Raw genomic sequence first — 19,605 nt, forward strand, 5'->3', positions numbered from 1 at the left:
TTATCATGAAAAAACTTGTCTGTTTAGTAGCTGTAATTGGCTTGTTAATCAGTTCTTGTAAATCCAAAACAGCTCAGGAGCAAGCGATTTCCGAAGAACCTTCAAAACCTAATGTATTGTTTATTTCAGTAGATGACTTAAACAATATGATAGGACCCATTGACAATTTTTCAAATGTAAAAACCCCAAATTTTGATAGGTTAGCTGAAATGGGCGTAACCTTTACAAATGCACATGTTCAAGCGCCACTTTGTGGCCCTTCTAGAGCGTCCATCATGACGGGGTTGCGACCCTCTAATACTGGTATTTATGGAATGGCACCCGATAATGAAGTGCGTCGAGATGGTAATCCAGCAACAAAAGATATAACCTTTCTTCCAGAGTATTTTAACAATAACGGCTATCACACCATGGGGATTGGTAAGTTGTTTCATAATCATGCACCAGATAGTGTATTTCATGAATCAGGAGGACGCGTAAAAGGGTTTGGACCATTACCTAAAAAGCGCTTTGTATGGGATGGTTATGGAAAGGGTATTAAAGGTGTTCATGGTAGAACGAGTACAGACTGGGGTGCATTTCCTGAAAATGATAGCTTGATGCCTGATCATTCATCGGCCACCTGGGCTATTGAGCGATTACAACGCGATTATGATAAACCCTTCTTTTTAGGTGTTGGATTTTTGCGTGTACATGTGCCGTTATATGTACCTCAAAAGTGGTTCGATTTGTATCCTTTGGAAGCTATTGAAACACCACCTTATAAAGCAGATGATTTGGCTGATATTCCAGATGTTGGTTTACAAATTAACGATTTACCTATGATGCCTACCACAAATTGGGCGATTGAAAGTGGTGAGTGGAAAAAAATGGTACAAGCCTATTTGGCTTGTATCAGTTTTGTAGATAACCAATTAGGCCGTGTTTTAGATGCTTTAGAAAATAGCAAGTATGCTGATAATACGGTTATTGTGTTGTGGTCAGACCACGGGTATCGCCTCGGGGAAAAAGGCACCTTTGCTAAGCATGCCCTTTGGGAAACCGCTACGAAAGCACCGTTGATGTTTGCTGGGCCAAATTTACCAAAAGGAAAAAAGATTGATGCTCCAGTTGAAATGTTATCCATTTACCCAACCTTACTCGAGTTAAGCGGTCTCCCAGCTTATTCCAGAAATGAAGGTAAAAGTTTGGTGTCTATGATGAACAAAAATGAAGGTGTCGAAGACTCTTTTGCATTAACTACCTATGGTATGAATAATCATGCGGTGAGAACAAATCAGTTTAGATATATTCAATATGAAGATGGTACTCAAGAGTTGTATGACCATGCTAACGACCCTAACGAATGGATAAACGTAGCCGGAAATGAGGAGTACAAAGAAAAATTAGAGGAGTTGAAGCAATTATTGCCCAACACAAATGTAAAATGGGACGAAAAATCGAAATATACCTTTCAACCTTATTTTGTAGAGCAGAAAGCGCGTACTAGCGCCGAAAATTAAAACTAGTTGAGGTTTAGGGTTAATTAGTTTTCGGGTGATATTTATCTTAATCAGAATGTCTTATAAAATCCAGAAGTTTATCTCTGTTTTTTTTTGTTTTTATAATATTTTTTGCAGCATACTACAGGATAGGTAAAGCCTAAAAGTTAAGTAATTTTATTTCTTAATTCATTCTTAGAAAAATGAATATTACTTGTAAAATAATCAGAACAATAAAAATGTTATGAAAATAAAAGTACTACTGTTGTTTTTAATTCTAATTATACAAAGTAATGCACAAGATTATCCTTTCAATTTGCCCGACAATATAGAAGCCACTTTAAATTTGAAGACGGATTCTCAAGAGCCTTTCAATAATTTATTATTAGGAACAAATATCCATCATTTTAGCACGAATCAAGAAAAAGATTTTGTGAAGTTGTTTAACCCGATTTCGGTACGTTTTCCTCATGGTTTATGGGCTAATTGGTATGATTGGAGAAGAGATGTGTCTAGGCTTTTTGGAGAAGAAAAGTTTGAGTACAAACAGGGCGTTGATGACACCCCTAGAATGAAGGAGGTCGATTTTTTGGCCAATTTGTATATTTTTGATAACAATAATATTAAAGTAGGAATTGATGGTTTAACCGCATTAAATTCTGAACGTAAATCCAATACAGGAAAAGGGTTCAGTATGATGTGGACCTTTAATATGAGTGCTGATGGTACTGATTTTAATAATGGTTGTCAAGAAAGTGTTGCGCGTTATCAAGATTTAATTAATAGAGGGTTTGAAGTTAAAGATGTTGAAATGGGTAACGAGAATTTTTATCCAGGACAGAGAAGTTCAATAATACCTAATGCAGAAGATTATATTGCTAGGGCAAAATCTATGTCGGCTGCTCTAAAGGAGCTAGATCCAAATATTAGAGTATCTATACCTTTGCTACGGCGCGATAGTTGGGCTAACCCAAATTGGAATAGTGACTTAACTGTAGACCAATCTTATTTTGACGCCGTTACCATTCATACCTATGTAGGTTCAGATCCAGATGATGCTAGCAACAGCGATGAAGCGTTTAGCACAGCCTTAACTGCCAGAAAGCATTTATTAGCTTCAATTACAGATTATCCACGTAAAGTAACGAATAAGCCTATTTGGTTAACCGAATGGGGTGTAAAATCTGGAGGGCCTAACGCGGTATCTGCACTAGGAGCTGTAGATTGTTTTTTAATGATGAGCGAAAATCAGGATATTTTTGAGCGTGCCAATTGGTTTAGTACCAATGGTAAATTGAATTCAATGTTGGTTTGGGAAGAATATATAGATGGGCAAGGTAAGATCAAAGAGCGAATAAAATACCCTTTAGAGAAAACCTTATTTGGGTCGGCCTACGAAATTACCCGAAGTATTCTTGAAAATAGTACATTGATAGGTAGTGATATGCAATCTCCAAATCTTATTGAAGGTGTAAAAGCTGTGAGCGCCAGAGTAGTTTGGAAAGATGGTAAAGCTACAGTTTTGGCTTTAAATTTAACCGATAAGGATGTGGTTTTTAATGTATCAGTTGACGGTGGAAGTTTTACAGATACTTACATACATAAAGCTATGGCATTTTCTGCTGTAGATGAAGAGCGTGCCGTACCCTATAATGATAGTCCGTTATCTCTAATCAAAGAGGGAACAGGCCAAATTATTCTTCCAAAATTATCAATTAATACCATAGCCTTAAGTGGTGTTGATTTTACAGAGGTTTTACCTTCCAATAATTTCAATATTGAAACTATAAGCGAAACTTGCACAGGCAGAAATAACGGGAAACTCATTATAAATACCTTGCGCACTAGAAATTATAGTGTACAAATTGCTGGGCTTGATTATAGTTTTACAAAAGATATAACTATCGAAAATTTAAATCCTGGTAATTACAGTTTCTGTATCACAGTTGATGGAGAAGATTTTAAACAGTGTTTTAGTTTAGAAATTGAATCTGGAAATTCTATTTCTGGTAAAATAGCCCAAAATAAAGACAAGGCAACCATTACTATTGAAAGTGGCGAAGGGCCTTATGTGGTTATTAAAAATGGTAATTTGTTAATGACAACAAACCAAAAATACATAGAAATAGATGTGGCTCATGGTGATGAAATTGATGTTAAGGCCAAAGCGGACTGTCAAGGTAAATTGTCTAAAAAAATAAATATGTTAGAAAATATCTTGGCGTACCCAAATCCATCAAAGGGTGTGTTTGATATATATATTCCAAATGACTTTAAAGAGGTGAGTTTACATATGTTTAATGTTTATGGTCAGTTAATTTCAAATCAGGTTCATACTGTAAAGGAAGGTAGGGTACATATTGATATCTCTAATAAACCTGCAGGCATTTATTTTGTAAAAGTAGGTTTAGAAAATAAGGCTACGGTTAAAATTATTAAGCAGTAAAAAATTGAAATGCATAAAATAGTTATCTACGGTATTAGTTTATTAGTGCTGTTGTTGGCTTGTAAAAGCGGAAAAGGGGAAACTACAATAGAACTAAACCCACAGTGAAGTAGGGTAAAGACTTTTTTGAACTAATGAAGAATACTATTCTAACTTTCTGGATTGTCTTTTGTGTACTTATGCTAAGCGCTCAAAATACCACTAATATTAATTCTAAATTACTCCAAGAAATATGGTCGGCAAAATGGGTATCACATCCTGATATAACTGGAGATGAAACGGGGGTGTATTTATTTAAGAAAGTCTTGTCTTTTAAAACAATTCCCGAAGATTACGTGATTAATATTTCAGCGGATAACCGTTATGTGTTATACATAAATGGCAAAGTGGTAACTCGCGGTCCTGCGCGTTGCGATTTAAATCGGTGGCTATTTGATACGGTAGATATTGCACCATATCTTAAAGTAGGCGAGAATCATATTGCAGCAAAAGTGTGGAATATGGCACAGCTTAAGCCAGTCGCTCAAATGTCGCTTAAAACAGGTTTAATCATTCAAGGGAATACAGAACAAGAACAAGAAATTAATACCAATACAACGTGGCGTGTAGTTATTGATGAGGCTTATTCCTTTTATAAAATTATGGACCTTAGACGTTTTTATGCTAGCGGACCCGGAGAAAAATTTAATGCCGATCTACATCCGTGGTACTGGAAAATATCAGATAATGAAATATCATGGAAAAAAGTAAAAGAAGGTAATAATGGTATGCCCATGAATTACTATAATATTACTGGAAAAACAGATAAACGCCTGTTGTGTCCGCGTTCCATTCCAATGATGGAAAAGAAAAAGCAGGACTTTGCTGAGGTAAGAAGAATGGAAGGTGTAAAAAATGCAAAGGATTTGATAGCCGGCAGTAAACCTGTTAAAATTCCTGCTAATAAGACCGCCGTTATTTTATTGGATCAAGGGCATTTAACCAATGCCTATCCGCAACTAAAGTTTAGTAAAGGGCGAAATAGTACTATTAAAATAACCTATGCTGAGAGTCTTTTTATCCCCAAAGATGGTAAGCCAACTTTTGATAAAGGCAATAGAAACGACGTTGAAGGAAAAGTCATGTGGGGGAATTATGATATCATTGAAGTAGATGGCGGAGATGATAGGTTTTTTGAACCACTTTGGTGGCGCAGTTTCCGTTATGTTGAATTAAAAATTACAACAGGAGAAGAACCATTAATTCTTGAGGGGTTTAGTAGTGAGTTTACAGGGTATCCATTTAAGTTAAAGTCCAGTTTTGAAAGTGAAGACTCCCGTATGAGTGCTATTTTTGATGTGGCTTGGAGAACCCAACGTTTATGTGCTGGTGAAATCTTTTTTGATTGTCCGTACTACGAACAACTACAATACACGGGTGATACGCGTATACAGGGACTTAATACGGCCTATGCTTCTGGTGACACGCGATTGTGGAAAGATGCCATTCAAGATTATTATGATTCTCGATTGCCGTTCGGACTAACACAATCACGCTATCCAAGTAGCACACAACAAATCATAGCGCCTTTTTCATTGGTTTGGATTACCATGGTGAATGACTATATGATGCATTGTGAGGATGTTCAATTTATAGAGAAAATGGTTCCAGCTATCCTCGATATTCTTAATTGGTATGATGCACGTGTAGCTGATAATGGCATGCTTGGTAAATTGGAAAGTTGGCTTTTTGTAGATTGGGTTGATGCATGGAAAACGGGATACCCGCCTTTAACCAAGGAAAAAAAATACTCTGCTGTTATTGGGATGCAATATGTTTATACCATTCATAAAGCCATGGAAATATTTGATGCCTACGGCATGACTGGACTCAAAAATAAATGGGCTCTAAAAGCAAAAGTTACTCAAAATTCAATATTAAAACATTGTTGGGATGAGGATAAGCAATTGTTAGCCGATACCCCAGAGAAAAATACTTTTAGTCAACATGCCAATGTTTTAGCTATATTAAGTAACACTTTTGAAGTAGCCCAAGAAAAAGAACTCATGCAGCGCGTTTTTAACAATAAGGAGATAGCACAAACCTCATTTTACTTCGATTTTTATAAGATAGCAGCGCTTAAGAAGGTAGGATTAGGTAATATGTATATATCAACTTTAGATACGTTAAGTGGCTTACTTGATAAAGGACTTACTACATTTCCTGAGAAAGCGGATCCAACGCGTTCCGATTGTCATGCTTGGAGTGCATCACCTTTGTACTATTATTTAGCGCTGGTATGCGGCATAGAACCTGCTGCTCCAGGGTTCAATTCAGTACGAATCGAACCTCATTTGGGAGATTTAAATTGGGTCAAGGGCTCAATGCCGCATAAACTAGGTGAGATTAAAGTCAACTTAAAGAAAACAAAGAGTAAAAAGATTATAGGAACTATTTTTCTTCCTGAGGGGCTTACGGGAACCTATATCCAAAATGGAAAACAGATAATTTTGAAAAGTGGAGAGAATCAAATGAATGAATAAATTGTAATAACATCTTTGTCGTTAAATTAACATGAGAATATTTTCTAAGATTATACTAATTGTATTTTTATTGGTAGCGTTTTTAGCTACCTCTCAATCAGAGATAGATACCAACCAAAAACCCAATATCATTTTTATTATGGCTGATGATTTAGGTTGGACAGATTTAAGTTCGCCTAACACAAGTCTAGGAAATGGGTCAAAGTATTATGAAAGTCCTAACATAGATAAATTGGCAGCGCAAGGTATGTCATTTACTTATGCCTACACGCAACAAAACTGTCAACCTACACGTGCGGCACTTCTTAGTGGGCAATATGCTACAGGTCCTCAAAATGGCGTGTATAATGTGGGGAGTCTAAAAAGAGCTTCAAAAGGAGTTATTACAGCTATTACGCCTCATACTCAAAATAATTATTTGAAGGAACAGTGTATTTCCATGTTTAAAACTATCAAGACTGAGGGCTATCATACGGCATGGTTTGGAAAGTTTCATGCCATAAAAGAGGGTAAGCATGCTGAGAGTTATTTAGGTGTTGACTATAATTTAGCACTTCGGAAAGAAACAAACGCCATTGTAAATGGAGTAAAAGTAAGAAATGAATTTTTTGCACAAAACGATGATGCTAAAGGTTGGATTTTTAGCCATGAAGGATTAAAAAGATTTGCTCAGCCCTACGACACTACTTACATACAAAATGTGCTAAAGCCTATACAAAATGGAAATGATCCTTGGCTATTAGAAGGTACCCCTAAGCACCTTACTGATGCTCTGGGAGATGCGGTTGTAGATTATATAAAAGATCGCTCAAAAGAAGATGCTCCATTTTTTGCTTATATCCCTTTTCACGCTGTACATGTTAGCATACTTCCGCGTCCTGATTTAGAAGCTAAATACAAAGCCAAAACATCTCAAGATTTACGTCATACACGAGCGGATTACGCTGCTTTTGTAGAACTTTTAGATCAAACTGTAGGGCGTATTTTAAATGCACTAGAAGATCCTAATGGAGATGGAAACACAACAGATGGTATTGCCGAAAACACTTTGGTAGTTTTCTATTCAGATAATGGCGGTTTTATGGGACCTACAGATAATACACCATTGCGTTTAAGAAAAGGGACGTATTATGAAGGCGGTGTTCGTGTACCCTTGATTTTTAAATACCCAGGTGTTATCAAACCTAACACTGTAAATACAACCCAAGAAGTTCATGCCATTGATTTTTACCCTACTCTAGCAGAAATTGCAGGGGCCAAATTGCCAAGCCCTGAAACGCATGAAATAGATGGAAAGTCGGTCGTTCCTGTTCTAAAAGAAGAAACAGATGCTCTTGATGATAAAAATGAATTATTTTGGCATTTCCCAGGGTATATGGATGTACGTAACATGCCGCAATCAGTCATTCATTATAGACATGTTAACAATGAGCATTATAAATTATTTTATCGTTATGAAGATGAGTCTTATGAGCTTTATAACCTGACTAATGACATTGGGGAAACCACCAATATTTTAAGCGGAAACCCAAACAAAGAGACACTTGATTTAGCATCAAAAATGAACAATAAACTACGCACATGGCTCATGAAAAGGAATACCCCAACAGGGTCTTGGGCAAAAAATGGAGAAAAAGTAGCTTTTCCATTAAAAGATGGTGTAAAGAAATATAAACATTAAGGCTACAAAGAAATGATTAAAAAACATATAAAATTAACACTTTTAGGGCTTTCAATTCTAGCTTTCGCGTCATGTTTAGGTAATAAGCATACAGATACAAAACACAAGGATTTAGCTAAGGTTGAAAGTGAAACACAGCTCCTAACCAAACCCAATCTAATTTTCTATTTAGCCGACGACCAAGATGTATATGATTACGGTTGTTATGGTAATGAAAAAGTGAACACGGCAGCAGTAGACCGTCTCGCAAAAGAAGGCATGCTTTTTAACAATGCTTTTACAGCACAGGCCATTTGTGCTCCAAGTCGATCTCAACTTTTTACGGGTAAATATCCTTTAAAAAATGGCTGTTTTGCTAATCATACCGCTACAAGACCCAATGTTGAAAGTGTAACTGCGAAAATGAAAAATCTGGGGTATGAAGTGGTTTTAGCAGGTAAAAGTCATGTAAAACCACAAAGTGTATATCAATGGGATAAAGAGTGGGAACCTGTGCCTAAAAAAGACGTGCCTAGAGATTATATTCCCTTAGATAGTATAGAACGTTATTTCAAATCAGCGAAAAAACCATTTTGTATGTTTATCACTTCAAAATACCCACATGGAAAGTATTTTGATGTTGAAAACCCGAAAGCAGAAGATATTAAGTTTTTCCCCTTTAATGAGGATAAAAAAAATGATAAAGACTATGTAAAATCTAAAGCGGGGTATTACCGAAGTATAGAAGAGGATAATACGCAAATAGAAAAGGTTTTACAATTGGTTGATACGTATTTAGATGATAATACCCTATTTATATACAGTGCAGATCATGGGGTTTCAGGTAAATTCACTGTTAAAGATATTGGTTTAAAAGTGCCATTTGTAGCGCGTTGGCCAAAAGTGATTAAGCCTGGGACTACTTCAAATCAACTCATCCATTATACCGATGTTTTGCCAACATTCCTAAATATTGCAGGAGGTAAAGCAGCAGAAGATATGGATGGGACTAGTTTTTTACCTCTATTACAAGGTGATGAAGTGGTGGTAAACAAATATGTATATGGCGTAAGAACCAATCAAAATATTTTGAATTCTGAAGTTTTCCCTTCAAGAATGATTCGTGATAAGCACTATAAATATGTTCGAAATTTTAATTCATTAGAAGTGCTTGAGCAAAATCTAACTGGAAAACCCAATGTAGATTACTTCATTAAACGAGGAGCAAATGCATTTAAAAATGAGCCTCTTGAGGAATTATACGATGTGCAAAATGACCCATTTGAGCAACATAATTTGGCTAACGACCTAGAATTACAATCGGTCAAAGAACAATTAAAAAAGGATTTATTTAAATGGATGAAGTCTCAAGGAGATATTTTAGATGAAACCCCGGGTAATATGCCAATCATAACCCCTAAAGGGAACAAGGGGTTTAAACTAGATCAAGATACGCCTAAACGAAAAATTCCTGATAGCATCAAAAACACACTGTCTTTAGACGATCATAAACTCATTGAACACTGGTAAAAATATCATAACATGAAAAGAATTTTCAAATTAATACTATGTTGTTTCGTCGTTTTTACATCTTGTAAAAATGAAAATAAAAACACCGAAATAGCACAAGAAACTAAACCTAAAAACATATTATTTATTGCCGTGGACGATTTACGTCCTGAATTAAATTTCTACGGCGCTAATCACATTCAATCGCCAAATTTAGATAAACTGGCCAGCGAGAGTTTGGTGTTTAACAGAGCCTATTGTAACGTGCCCGTTTGTGGTGCTTCCAGAGCCAGTTTGCTTACAGGGGCAAGACCAACACGCCATCGTTTTGTTGATGCGAAAACAGAAAAAGACCATGATTACCCAGAGGCCGTATCATTGCCCATGCTTTTAAAACAGAATGGATATAAAACAATATCAACTGGTAAAATATACCATGGTGGTAAAGACGATAATGCTGCTTGGGATTCGAGATGGTTTCCTAAAGGAAATATAAGAGACTATCAATTAACTGAAAGTTCAGAGCAAGCAATAGCAACAGGTTATGGGCCCCCTTTTGAAAATATGGATGTTGAAGATGGTGCTTATTTTGACGGCAAAATTGCTAAAAAAGGGATAGAAGACTTACAAAAACTAAAAGAAGGAAACCAACCATTTTTTCTGGCACTTGGTTTTATGAAACCACATTTACCGTTCAATGCACCCAAAAAGTATTGGGATTTGTACGATAGAAGTAAAATTGAACTTCCTGAAAGCTACGTGCAACCAAAAACGACACCTAAAGAGGCCTTTCATAAGTTTGGCGAACTGCGTAAATATGATAACATCCCGAAAAAAGGTGATGTTCCAGAAGATTTAGCAAAAGAAATGATTCACGGCTATTACGCTTGTGTTAGCTATGTTGATGCGCAAATTGGCTTGGTATTAGATGAATTAAAGCGATTAGAATTAGAAGAAGATACCATCGTCATTCTTTGGGGCGACCATGGTTGGAATTTAGGTGACCATAAATTATGGTGCAAGCACGTCACTTTTGAAACCGCTTTAAGAACACCACTTATCATAAAAGTTCCAGGTAAAACCAGCGGGCAACAAACAGATGCTATAACAGAATACATAGATATTTATCCAAGTTTAGCGGAGTTAGTTGGTTTGGATAGTCCTGAAACCGTTGAAGGACAAAGTTTTGTGCCCATTATAAATGGAGAAACACCAGAAAAGGATTGGGGAGTTTCTAAATTTAGGGATATGGTTACCTTAATAAAAGGCGATTTGTTTTATACGGAATGGGTTAAAGATGATGGTATTGCTTATGCCCGCATGTTGTTTGACCATAAGACCGACCCTTTAGAATTAGATAATTTAGCTGAAAAGCCAGAATACCAAGACACTGTAAATCAACTTGCTGTGGAGCTTAGAGAAAAATGGGGGAAAGATTTCTTAAGTAAATAGTGTTTATGAAGTGGAATGTATTCTTATTGGTATTTTTAGTCCTTGTAGTTTCTTGCAAAACAAACAAGCCTCTTAGCGAAAACAATAGCGATACTCAAGATGATTGGAAATTAGTTTTTCAGGATGATTGTACTGAAGACTGGACAAAACAATGGACTTTAGATGGTTTAGTTGCAACGGTTGAAAATACTCCAGAAGGCATGCATTTTAAAGCAGGTCCTGAAGCCAGAAATGATGCCCACCATGCGGTTTTATGGACGGAGGAATCATTTTCAGGAGATGTGAAAATTGAGTTTGATTACATGAAAACCGATGATGCCAACAAGTATGTAAATATACTTTACGTACAAGCAACTGGAGACGAAGAGGGTGTTTACGAAAAAGATATTTCTGAATGGACGCACTTACGAGAGGTTCCTAAAATGCGAATGTATTTCGAAAATATGAACACGTTTCATATTAGTTTTTCGGCTTTTGGTAATGATGGTGCAGGCTTACACTATGTGCGCGCAAGACGTTATCCCAAACCAAAGGTCAAACCCTTTAATAGCATTGTGGTAGAACCATCGTACGATATGCAAGGTTTATTTGAAAAAGGAAAAATCTATCATATAACGGCCATCAAAACTTCAGAAAAGCTCAGTTTTAAAATGGAGCATCAAAATGAAACACAATATTTTGAATGGGATATTACCAAAGTAGCTCCAATTTCAGAGGGAAGAATAGGGTTACGACACATGTACACACGTACAGCTATTTATAAAAACTTCAAAATCTATATGAAGTAGTGGAATGGAATAATATCTTTTAAAAAATGAATTATTAAGAAAAACTAGGCAAAAATGAGAAGCGTTTTAGGTTTATTACTTATTAGTGTTTTGTTATTGGGTTGTAAACAATCGAAGCAAACAAAACAAATTTCGAATTTGGAATCTGAAGCATTAGAGGAAAATCAGCCTGTAGTGGTGCAGTTTATTATTGATGGTTTAATGAAATATGCCGCGGAAACAGCTATTGCCGCTGGTGCTGAGCATCTGAAATATTTTTCCGAAAATGGGGTCGTTGTAGAAGATGCTTATTCTAACAGTCCTATGGGGCGAGTAAAATTACCAGATGGCTCTGAACCTTGGGGAGGTGCATCGCCACCAAATATTGGTATGCATACAGGAACGCATATTTTTGAAACTCAAGATTTAGATGATATTTTTCTTTCTGCAAGACGGAATGGTATCAAATCAGTGTATGTTGGTGGTCATACTTTGTATGACGTTTTTAAAACACCAGATGTGTATTACGCTGAAATTATGCCAGATGAAAAAGTGGTAGCGTTGGGCATAAAACATATAAAGGAAGATGGTGCAAGATTAGTAAGGTTGCATTTACAGGAAATTAGAAGCTATTGGAAAGGTCCACAAGATAAAACCAACCCAGATTCAGCATATATTAAAGCCATTTTAAATGCGGATGCACAATTAGGGAAATTGATAAATTTCTTAAAGGAGGAAAATTTATGGAAAAACGCGTTTTTTATTATTTCTGCAGATCATGGTATGGGTACATTAACTAAAAGCAATCATCTGCCAGAACAATTATCTTCATGGCAGATTTACATGAATTTTTACGGTCTAGGTGTTAAAAAAGGAACGACTATTCCTTATGCCGAATCTCCGGACGTGGCTATAATGACTAATTATTTTATGGGCTTGCCAGAACTAAAAGGTTACACTTCAAAAGTAAGTTCTTTAAAACAATTGGCTACAACAGGAACTTTTCTTAAAAATATTTTTGAAGGAAATCCTAATGATATTTCACATCCTCAATGGATTAAAAGGTATCTAGATGATAATGCTGGGTCTCCAGCTAATGATTATTTACATTATAGAGAGGGGATGCTAAAATTTATAAATAATTAATTGTCAAACTAAACAAACTCTTTAGTGAGTTGATTAAGATGTATAAAATGAATAAAGTAATATTTTTAAAAAGAGTTTTAATTTTAAGTACAAGTATCTTATTCAGTTGTAATTCTAATAATAAAACCAAAATAGATGCATTTGATATATCAACTCAAGATTTATTCTCAGGTTTTCAAAATCCACCTGCCAAAGCAAGACCATTTGTACGTTGGTGGTGGAATGGCAATAAAATAAAAAAAGAGGAACTAGACAGGCAGCTAGAATCTTTAAAAAATGTTGGTTTTGGTGGTGTTGAAATAAATCCCATTGCTATGCCAGATGCGACTCCAACGGATGAAAAATCTTTGGTTTGGATGAGTGATGAGTGGGTAGACCTTGTAGTGCATGCCTGTAAAAAAACGCAAGACTTAGGTATGATTACCGATATTATTGCAGGAACGGGTTGGCCTTTTGGTGGTGAATTTTTAAATGAAGATGAAACTTGCCAACGCATAGTTACAGATAATATATGGTACAAGACAGGTGATGTTATTGAGATAAGTGAACAGTATTTAATTAATTATTACAAGAATAAATTTAGAAATAGCCGTGACGAGAAACGCAACAGCGAACGCACCATATGGAGCCTATCAGGTGTTTCATTGATCCCTTCTAATTGTATTTCCATAGATCAAATAATTGACCTTGTCGAACACCAGGATGACTCAGGTAGTATTTTATATACCATAAAAGGAGAAGGGAAATATATGCTGTCATATCAATTACTACAACAAGATTTTAGAGATGTTACTTTAGGAGCACCTGGTGGTGCAGGGCCTGTTATAGATCATTATAAAAAGGAAATGACCTTGGCTTATTTAAATAGGATGAAAAAAATTTCAGAACGTTCGGGTACTCCTCTAAATCAATTAATTCGAGCCTTGTTTTGTGATAGTATAGAGGTCTCTGGTGCCAATTGGAGTGATGGGTTTTCAGAATTGTTTTTCAAAACATATGGCTATAAACTTGACCCTTGGATGGCTTTTGTGTTTTACTAAGGTCATCAAGATTATTCGAAAAGTAACTATACCAATAATTTTTCGGAAGAATTCAAAAATCAAATTAAGCGTGTGCGTTTTGATTATAATAAATTATTAGTTGAAACCTTTTTGGATAATTTCACCAGAACTTATAAAACATTTTGTGAAGACAATGGCATTTTGTGTCGCTATCAAGCCTATGGGACTCCATTTTTAATGGGTATGTTAGATGGGTACATGATTCCTGATATACCAGAGAGTAATAACTGGATTTATTCCGCCGAAATGAAAGATTCTACATGGCAATGGAGTCAGTCTCATGGCTACATGACATGGAATTTATACGCCTCAGCAGGAGCGCATTTATCAGGAAAAAAAATTACCAGTTGCGAAACTATGACTAATGTTAGAGGTGTTTTCAAAACCACTTTAGAAGACATTAAACAGCACGATGACATGAATTTTATCACAGGTATTAATCATTCTGTTTTGCATGGTTATAATTATTCGCCTAAAGACGCACCTTTTCCAGGCTGGATTAGATACGGCTCTTATTTTAGTGAGCAAAATACATGGTGGAAACATTTGAGTAGTTGGGTAGATTACAACGCCCGTTTGTCTTATGTATTCCAAAATTCTCAAGCAGATAAATCTATTGCTATTTTAGGACCAACATCAGATCTTTGGGGAGACAAAGGATTAAAGAGAGGACCATTTCATACAGAACCAGAATATTTATACAGAATGTGGGAACCCATAAGTCAGTTAGGATATTCTTGCGATTATATCAATCAAAATGTATTGGCTAATGCTAAAGTTAAAGATGGTGTTTTAATCTATGGCGACATGAATTTTAAACTGCTGGTTTTAGCCAATTTGGAATCAGTAGATATTAAATTAGCCAAAACATTGAAAGATTTTGTGGCTTCTGGTGGTAAGGTTGTTGTTATTGATGGTTTACCAGATAAGTCTTTAGGATATGGCGATTATCAGGCTAACGATGCAGTTATTTCACGAATTATGACTGATATTCAAAGTAATTATACGTCATCAATTATTAGCGTTAATTCACCAAATTCGATTGAGAAATTATTCTCATGGACGGAAGAAGTTTTAAAGAAATCTTAACTCTTACCAGATGTTGAAATTAGTAATCCTAGTAAAAATGTATTTCAAATTCATCAAAACACTTCAAAAGAAATTATTTATTTCTTTACCAATATCAATCGTTACGAGACTTCTAGTTTTAAGGCGAAATTCCCGTTTAAAAATAAATATCCATACCTCTGGAATCCTGAAAATGGTGAGCGTAAGCCTTATTATTTTGAAACATCTTCAAATGAATTAGACATCAGTTTAGAGCCTCTTCAATCATTATTATTAGTGTTCGAAAATGAACAACCAGAGGTGAAATCTGCGGATAAGAAAACCGAGTTGGTGTTTTCAAAAGAAATACAGGCAAATTGGACGGTAGAAGGCAAAAGGGTTGACGGTAAGAACTTTACTTGGAATATGGATGCTTTACAGGATTTTAGTGCATCAAAAGATAAAACGCAAAATACGTTTGCAGGAACTATTATCTATAAGACTAAAATTACAGTTGAAGATGCTATTACACATTTAGATTTAGGTAATGTGAATGAAGGCATTACAGAACTTTACGTAAACGGTAAAAAAGTCGCTAAACGTTGGTATGGAAGAGCGATGTATCCTGTATCTGATGTTCTAGAGGAAGGCGAAAACGCTATTGAAATTCACTATACCACAGTTCTATCAAACTATTGTTTATCTTTAGATATTCCAGCTGTAAACAGATGGACAAATAGATACAAAAATGAGCCATTAACGTCGGTAGGTCTGGAGGGGCCAATTAAACTGATAAAATATGAGTAAAAAGAATTAACAAAATAATACAGCAAATGAAACTATTAAAACAATTAAAAATAACAGGCTGTTATGTGTTATTGGCATTGATTACCATAACTCAGTTTAAGGTATGGTCTCAAGCTCCAGAACGCCCATTTATATTGGTAAAAGCTTCTGAGTGTCAACAAATACTCAATAAAATTGAAACTCAAGAATGGGCGAAAGAAATTTACGATACGTTAAAACTAGCTACAGACGTAGAGGTTGCAAAATTTTACAAAAATCCAACAGCATATATCAAACAATTGCCCTTTGATTGGTCTAAAAAACAGCAAAACCGTTTTCCGACATTTTTTAAAACAACCCATATCAGGAACGGTGTTCAAGAAAATCTGGATAATGCTACCGATGAAGATTGGAAACCTGCCGAACTTTTAATTACATATTTACAAGTAGCTTTAGATTGTGGTACCATGTACTACTTAACTCAAGATGAACAATATGCATTTGTGGCGAGTAGTATTTTATATTCATTTATAAAATCTGTTCAGCAAACTGAAGTCTCTACATGGAGAGGCAGAGGAGGATGGTTATTTCCGTATGATGGCTTTCGGGAAGTACGTGTTATAGGGTATAGATTACCGTTGATTTATGACTTCATCTATCCTTATTTAAAAAAGGAAGGGAAGGCTTTTGATATCATTGAAAATAAAAACGTGAATTTTCCTTTTGAAGATGCTCAGGAAGTGTTTAAGACCTATGCAAACATAACAGTAAATTATGGGCAATCGGGTTCAAATCATAGTGTTTTAGAAGCACCAAGTTTGGTATATAATGCCTTAGCGATGGATGATAAAATGGATCGAGAAAAGTGGTTGTCCTATTTCTTTACTGAAAGTACCGAAAACCAAGATGCCTTAAACGTCATGGTTAAGAATTATAAAGATGAAGGTGATATCTGGCCAGAAACCTCACAATATTTAAACCATACCACATCCATTTTAGCAAGATTGATGTTGGTATTAAATAAATACGATCCGTCCCTGAAATTGGGAGAAAAGCACCCCAATGTGTTACATGCCTTACCACGACTCGATTATTTTGTGTATCCCAATGAGGAAATTGTACGCTGGGGAGATGGACACAGGCATGCGCATGTGCCTTATGAAGCTTATGACGATGCCTATGCCGTGGCTAAGATGGATGGCTTAACCGAAATTCAAAATAAATTTGCACCACTTATCAATAGGGCAATGAACAAAGGGAAATATAAACGAGAAGGGGCTGAGGCATTATTTTGGTACGATGGTAGTTTTGATAATGCATCTACCAATGTAGACTTGTCGCGAACGGATAGAGTGTATCATGCCGGTATTGTTTTACAGCGTAATTTAAGTAACACAAATAACCCCAAAGATGGTTTAATGGGTTTTGTTGGCGGTGCGCACATGGTACATGGGCATGCTGAAGGCATGAATATTGAATTATACGGTGAAGGGCAAGTTTTAGGAGTAGATAACGGCAGAAATCGCTATGGTGTGGACCTTCATGAAAACTACTCCAGAATTTTTGCTGGTCATAATACGGTTATCGTAAACGGGAGTTCTCGAGGTGAAGGCGGATGGGTTGATTTGGAAATTAATAAAATTCAATTGATTTCCATGGAACCCGAAGTTGGGCAGGAAGGAGTGTCTCCTAATCATTCTTTTAGTTTAACGAGTTTTGAAGATGATAAAGGCGATAAGGCCGAAGCCACACAAGAACGCACCTTGGCTTTGATTAGGACATCGCCAACAACAGGCTACTATGTGGATGTATTTCGTTCAAAATCCAGATTGCCAAACGAATATCACGATTATGTGTATCACAATATAGGAGATAAACTCACTTTTGAAAACAAGGATTTAGATTTTCAAAAAACTCCTAAAAGATATATGGCTAACGCTGATGCACCTTGGAAGCGTAATAAAGTTTACAGGCACCCAGGATGGCATTTTTTCAAAGATGTAAAAACTTCAAAACCGTATGCAAGTGATGTAAAAGCCACGTTTCATACAAAAAAATTAGAACAAGGAAATGTTTTTATGCAATTGCATATTCCAGGATTTGAGAATAGAACTTATACCAAAGTAAAAGCACCAATAACATTTGAGTCGCCTGAGCCTTATGATAATTTACCAACACCAACCTTAGTCATTAGAAAAGAAGGTGAGGCCTGGAAAAACCCATTTGTGGTGGTTTTTGAACCCTATAATGAAACAGAAACACCATCCATTCAATCCGTTGCTAAAATTGAGCAGGATGGACTCTATAAAGGTTTGAAGGTTATTAGTAAAACACCTTCTGAATCTTTAATTCAGTATGTGATTACACAATCCAAAGATGAAGTTTTTCAAAATGAAACATTAGATATTTATTTTAAAGGCACTTTTGCAGTAATCACCTTAGATGAAAATGAGACATTGCAAAGTATTTATGTGGGAGAAGGTGAAAAACTATCTTATAAAAATGAGGGTGTTACTACCAATTCATCAAAATCATATTATAAAGAGTACACTAAATAATTCTAATAAGAAACACTATTTAAAATGAAGCAATTACTCGTCTTATTATTAATGATTACTGTTTTTGGTTGTCAAACAAATACTACCGAAACCTTGCTTTTTGTGGGCAGTTATACGGATAAACAACCAGGTGAAGGTATTCATGTTTACCAGTTTAATAACGACACCGGAGAAAGCGTTTTAAAGTTTACTTTGGATAGTATCACGAACACCTCTTTTTTAAAATTATCCGATGACGGCGAATATTTGTATTCGGTTGTAGAAAGTCAAATGCCACACCACGGTAAAGTAGCTTCATTTAAAGTGGATGCCAAAAATCAAAAAATAGAATTACTAAATATGCAAGACTGTGGAGGTCTTAACCCTGTGCATTTGCAAATTGACCACACAGGGAATTATTTAACCAATTCAAATTACTCGGATGGAAGTTTAAGCCTATTTAAAATCAATAAGGATGGAAGTCTTAATGCGCCGAGTCAAGTCCTAAAATTTAAGGATAGCAGTATTATAAAGGGGCGTCAAGATATCTCTCATATGCATTCATCGTACTTTTCACCTGATAATAAGTACTTGTTTGCTCAAGATTTGGGCGCAGATAAGATGAGAAGATTTAGCTTTTCCGATAAGGATAAAGGCAAATTAGAAAATGAAATGGATATTAAAACTAAACAAGGAAGCGGGCCAAGACATTTTGCCTTTCATCCCAATGGAAAATTTGGATATGGCATTGCTGAATTGAGTGGAAAAATAACATCCTTTAGTTATAAGGATGGAAATTTAAATTTTATAGCAGATTACGATTCTTACAAAAATAAACAGGAACTTTATAGAGCTGCAGATATTCATATTTCACAGGATGGTAAATTTTTATACGCTTCAAATCGCGGGCCAGAAGAAGATAGTATTTCTATGTTCTCTATTGATCAAAATAATGGAACCTTGCATTTGGTAGGTCATGAGCCTTCTTATGGTGAACATCCAAGAAACTTTGCTATTAGTCCGTCTGGACGTTTTGTGCTTGTAGCCAATCAGTTTACAAACACTATTACAATTTTTAAAAGAGATAGTCAAACAGGAAAGTTATCAAAATTACCTAAAGAAATAAAGGTTAATAGTCCTTCTAGTATTCAAATGTATACTTACAGACAATAGGTGTATTGAAAAGTAAAA

Annotated in this window: 13 protein-coding genes; all 13 read left to right on the forward strand. The window is 35.6% G+C overall.

Going from position 1 to position 19,605, the window contains the following annotated elements; all coding sequences use genetic code 11:
• Positions 1 to 5 precede the first annotated feature (5 nt).
• Positions 6 to 1,502, forward strand: coding sequence for a sulfatase (locus KFZ70_RS12265; RefSeq protein ID WP_139696263.1), 1,497 nt, complete (start codon positions 6 to 8; stop codon positions 1,500 to 1,502).
• Positions 1,503 to 1,725: 223 nt separating this feature from the next.
• A complete protein-coding gene (locus tag KFZ70_RS12270; protein WP_139696261.1) occupies positions 1,726 to 3,927 on the forward strand; it encodes a T9SS type A sorting domain-containing protein in 2,202 nt (733 codons plus the stop codon).
• Positions 3,928 to 4,061: 134 nt separating this feature from the next.
• On the forward strand, positions 4,062 to 6,449 hold the full coding sequence (locus KFZ70_RS12275; RefSeq protein ID WP_139696260.1) for an alpha-L-rhamnosidase C-terminal domain-containing protein: 2,388 nt from the start codon (positions 4,062 to 4,064) through the stop codon (positions 6,447 to 6,449).
• Positions 6,450 to 6,480: 31 nt separating this feature from the next.
• Positions 6,481 to 8,130, forward strand: a complete 1,650-nt coding sequence (locus KFZ70_RS12280) for a sulfatase (RefSeq protein ID WP_139696258.1) — start codon at positions 6,481 to 6,483, stop codon at positions 8,128 to 8,130.
• Between the two features lie 12 nt (positions 8,131 to 8,142).
• Positions 8,143 to 9,639 (forward strand): sulfatase, encoded by a 1,497-nt coding sequence (locus KFZ70_RS12285; RefSeq protein WP_139696256.1) that lies wholly within the window; start codon positions 8,143 to 8,145, stop codon positions 9,637 to 9,639.
• 12 nt (positions 9,640 to 9,651) lie between these two features.
• Positions 9,652 to 11,070, forward strand: coding sequence for a sulfatase (locus KFZ70_RS12290; RefSeq protein WP_139696254.1), 1,419 nt, complete (start codon positions 9,652 to 9,654; stop codon positions 11,068 to 11,070).
• Between the two features lie 5 nt (positions 11,071 to 11,075).
• Positions 11,076 to 11,858, forward strand: coding sequence for a DUF1961 family protein (locus KFZ70_RS12295; protein WP_139696252.1), 783 nt, complete (start codon positions 11,076 to 11,078; stop codon positions 11,856 to 11,858).
• 54 nt (positions 11,859 to 11,912) lie between these two features.
• A complete protein-coding gene (locus tag KFZ70_RS12300; protein ID WP_139696250.1) occupies positions 11,913 to 12,983 on the forward strand; it encodes a sulfatase-like hydrolase/transferase in 1,071 nt (356 codons plus the stop codon).
• A 47-nt stretch (positions 12,984 to 13,030) separates the two neighbouring features.
• A complete protein-coding gene (locus tag KFZ70_RS12305) occupies positions 13,031 to 14,023 on the forward strand; it encodes a glycosyl hydrolase (protein WP_158293196.1) in 993 nt (330 codons plus the stop codon).
• A gap of 72 nt (positions 14,024 to 14,095) precedes the next feature.
• Positions 14,096 to 15,133, forward strand: coding sequence for a glycosyl hydrolase (locus KFZ70_RS12310; protein ID WP_158293195.1), 1,038 nt, complete (start codon positions 14,096 to 14,098; stop codon positions 15,131 to 15,133).
• 255 nt (positions 15,134 to 15,388) lie between these two features.
• Positions 15,389 to 15,898: a glycosylhydrolase-like jelly roll fold domain-containing protein gene (locus tag KFZ70_RS12315; RefSeq protein WP_139696244.1), complete on the forward strand. Its 510-nt coding sequence runs from the start codon at positions 15,389 to 15,391 to the stop codon at positions 15,896 to 15,898.
• 26 nt (positions 15,899 to 15,924) lie between these two features.
• Positions 15,925 to 18,435, forward strand: a complete 2,511-nt coding sequence (locus KFZ70_RS12320; protein WP_139696242.1) for a heparinase II/III family protein — start codon at positions 15,925 to 15,927, stop codon at positions 18,433 to 18,435.
• A 24-nt stretch (positions 18,436 to 18,459) separates the two neighbouring features.
• A complete protein-coding gene (locus KFZ70_RS12325) occupies positions 18,460 to 19,587 on the forward strand; it encodes a lactonase family protein (protein WP_139696239.1) in 1,128 nt (375 codons plus the stop codon).
• The last annotated feature ends 18 nt before the right edge of the window (positions 19,588 to 19,605 follow it).

Origin of the sequence: Allotamlana fucoidanivorans (assembly GCF_045788535.1) — a bacterium.
GTDB lineage: Bacteria > Bacteroidota > Bacteroidia > Flavobacteriales > Flavobacteriaceae > Allotamlana > Allotamlana fucoidanivorans.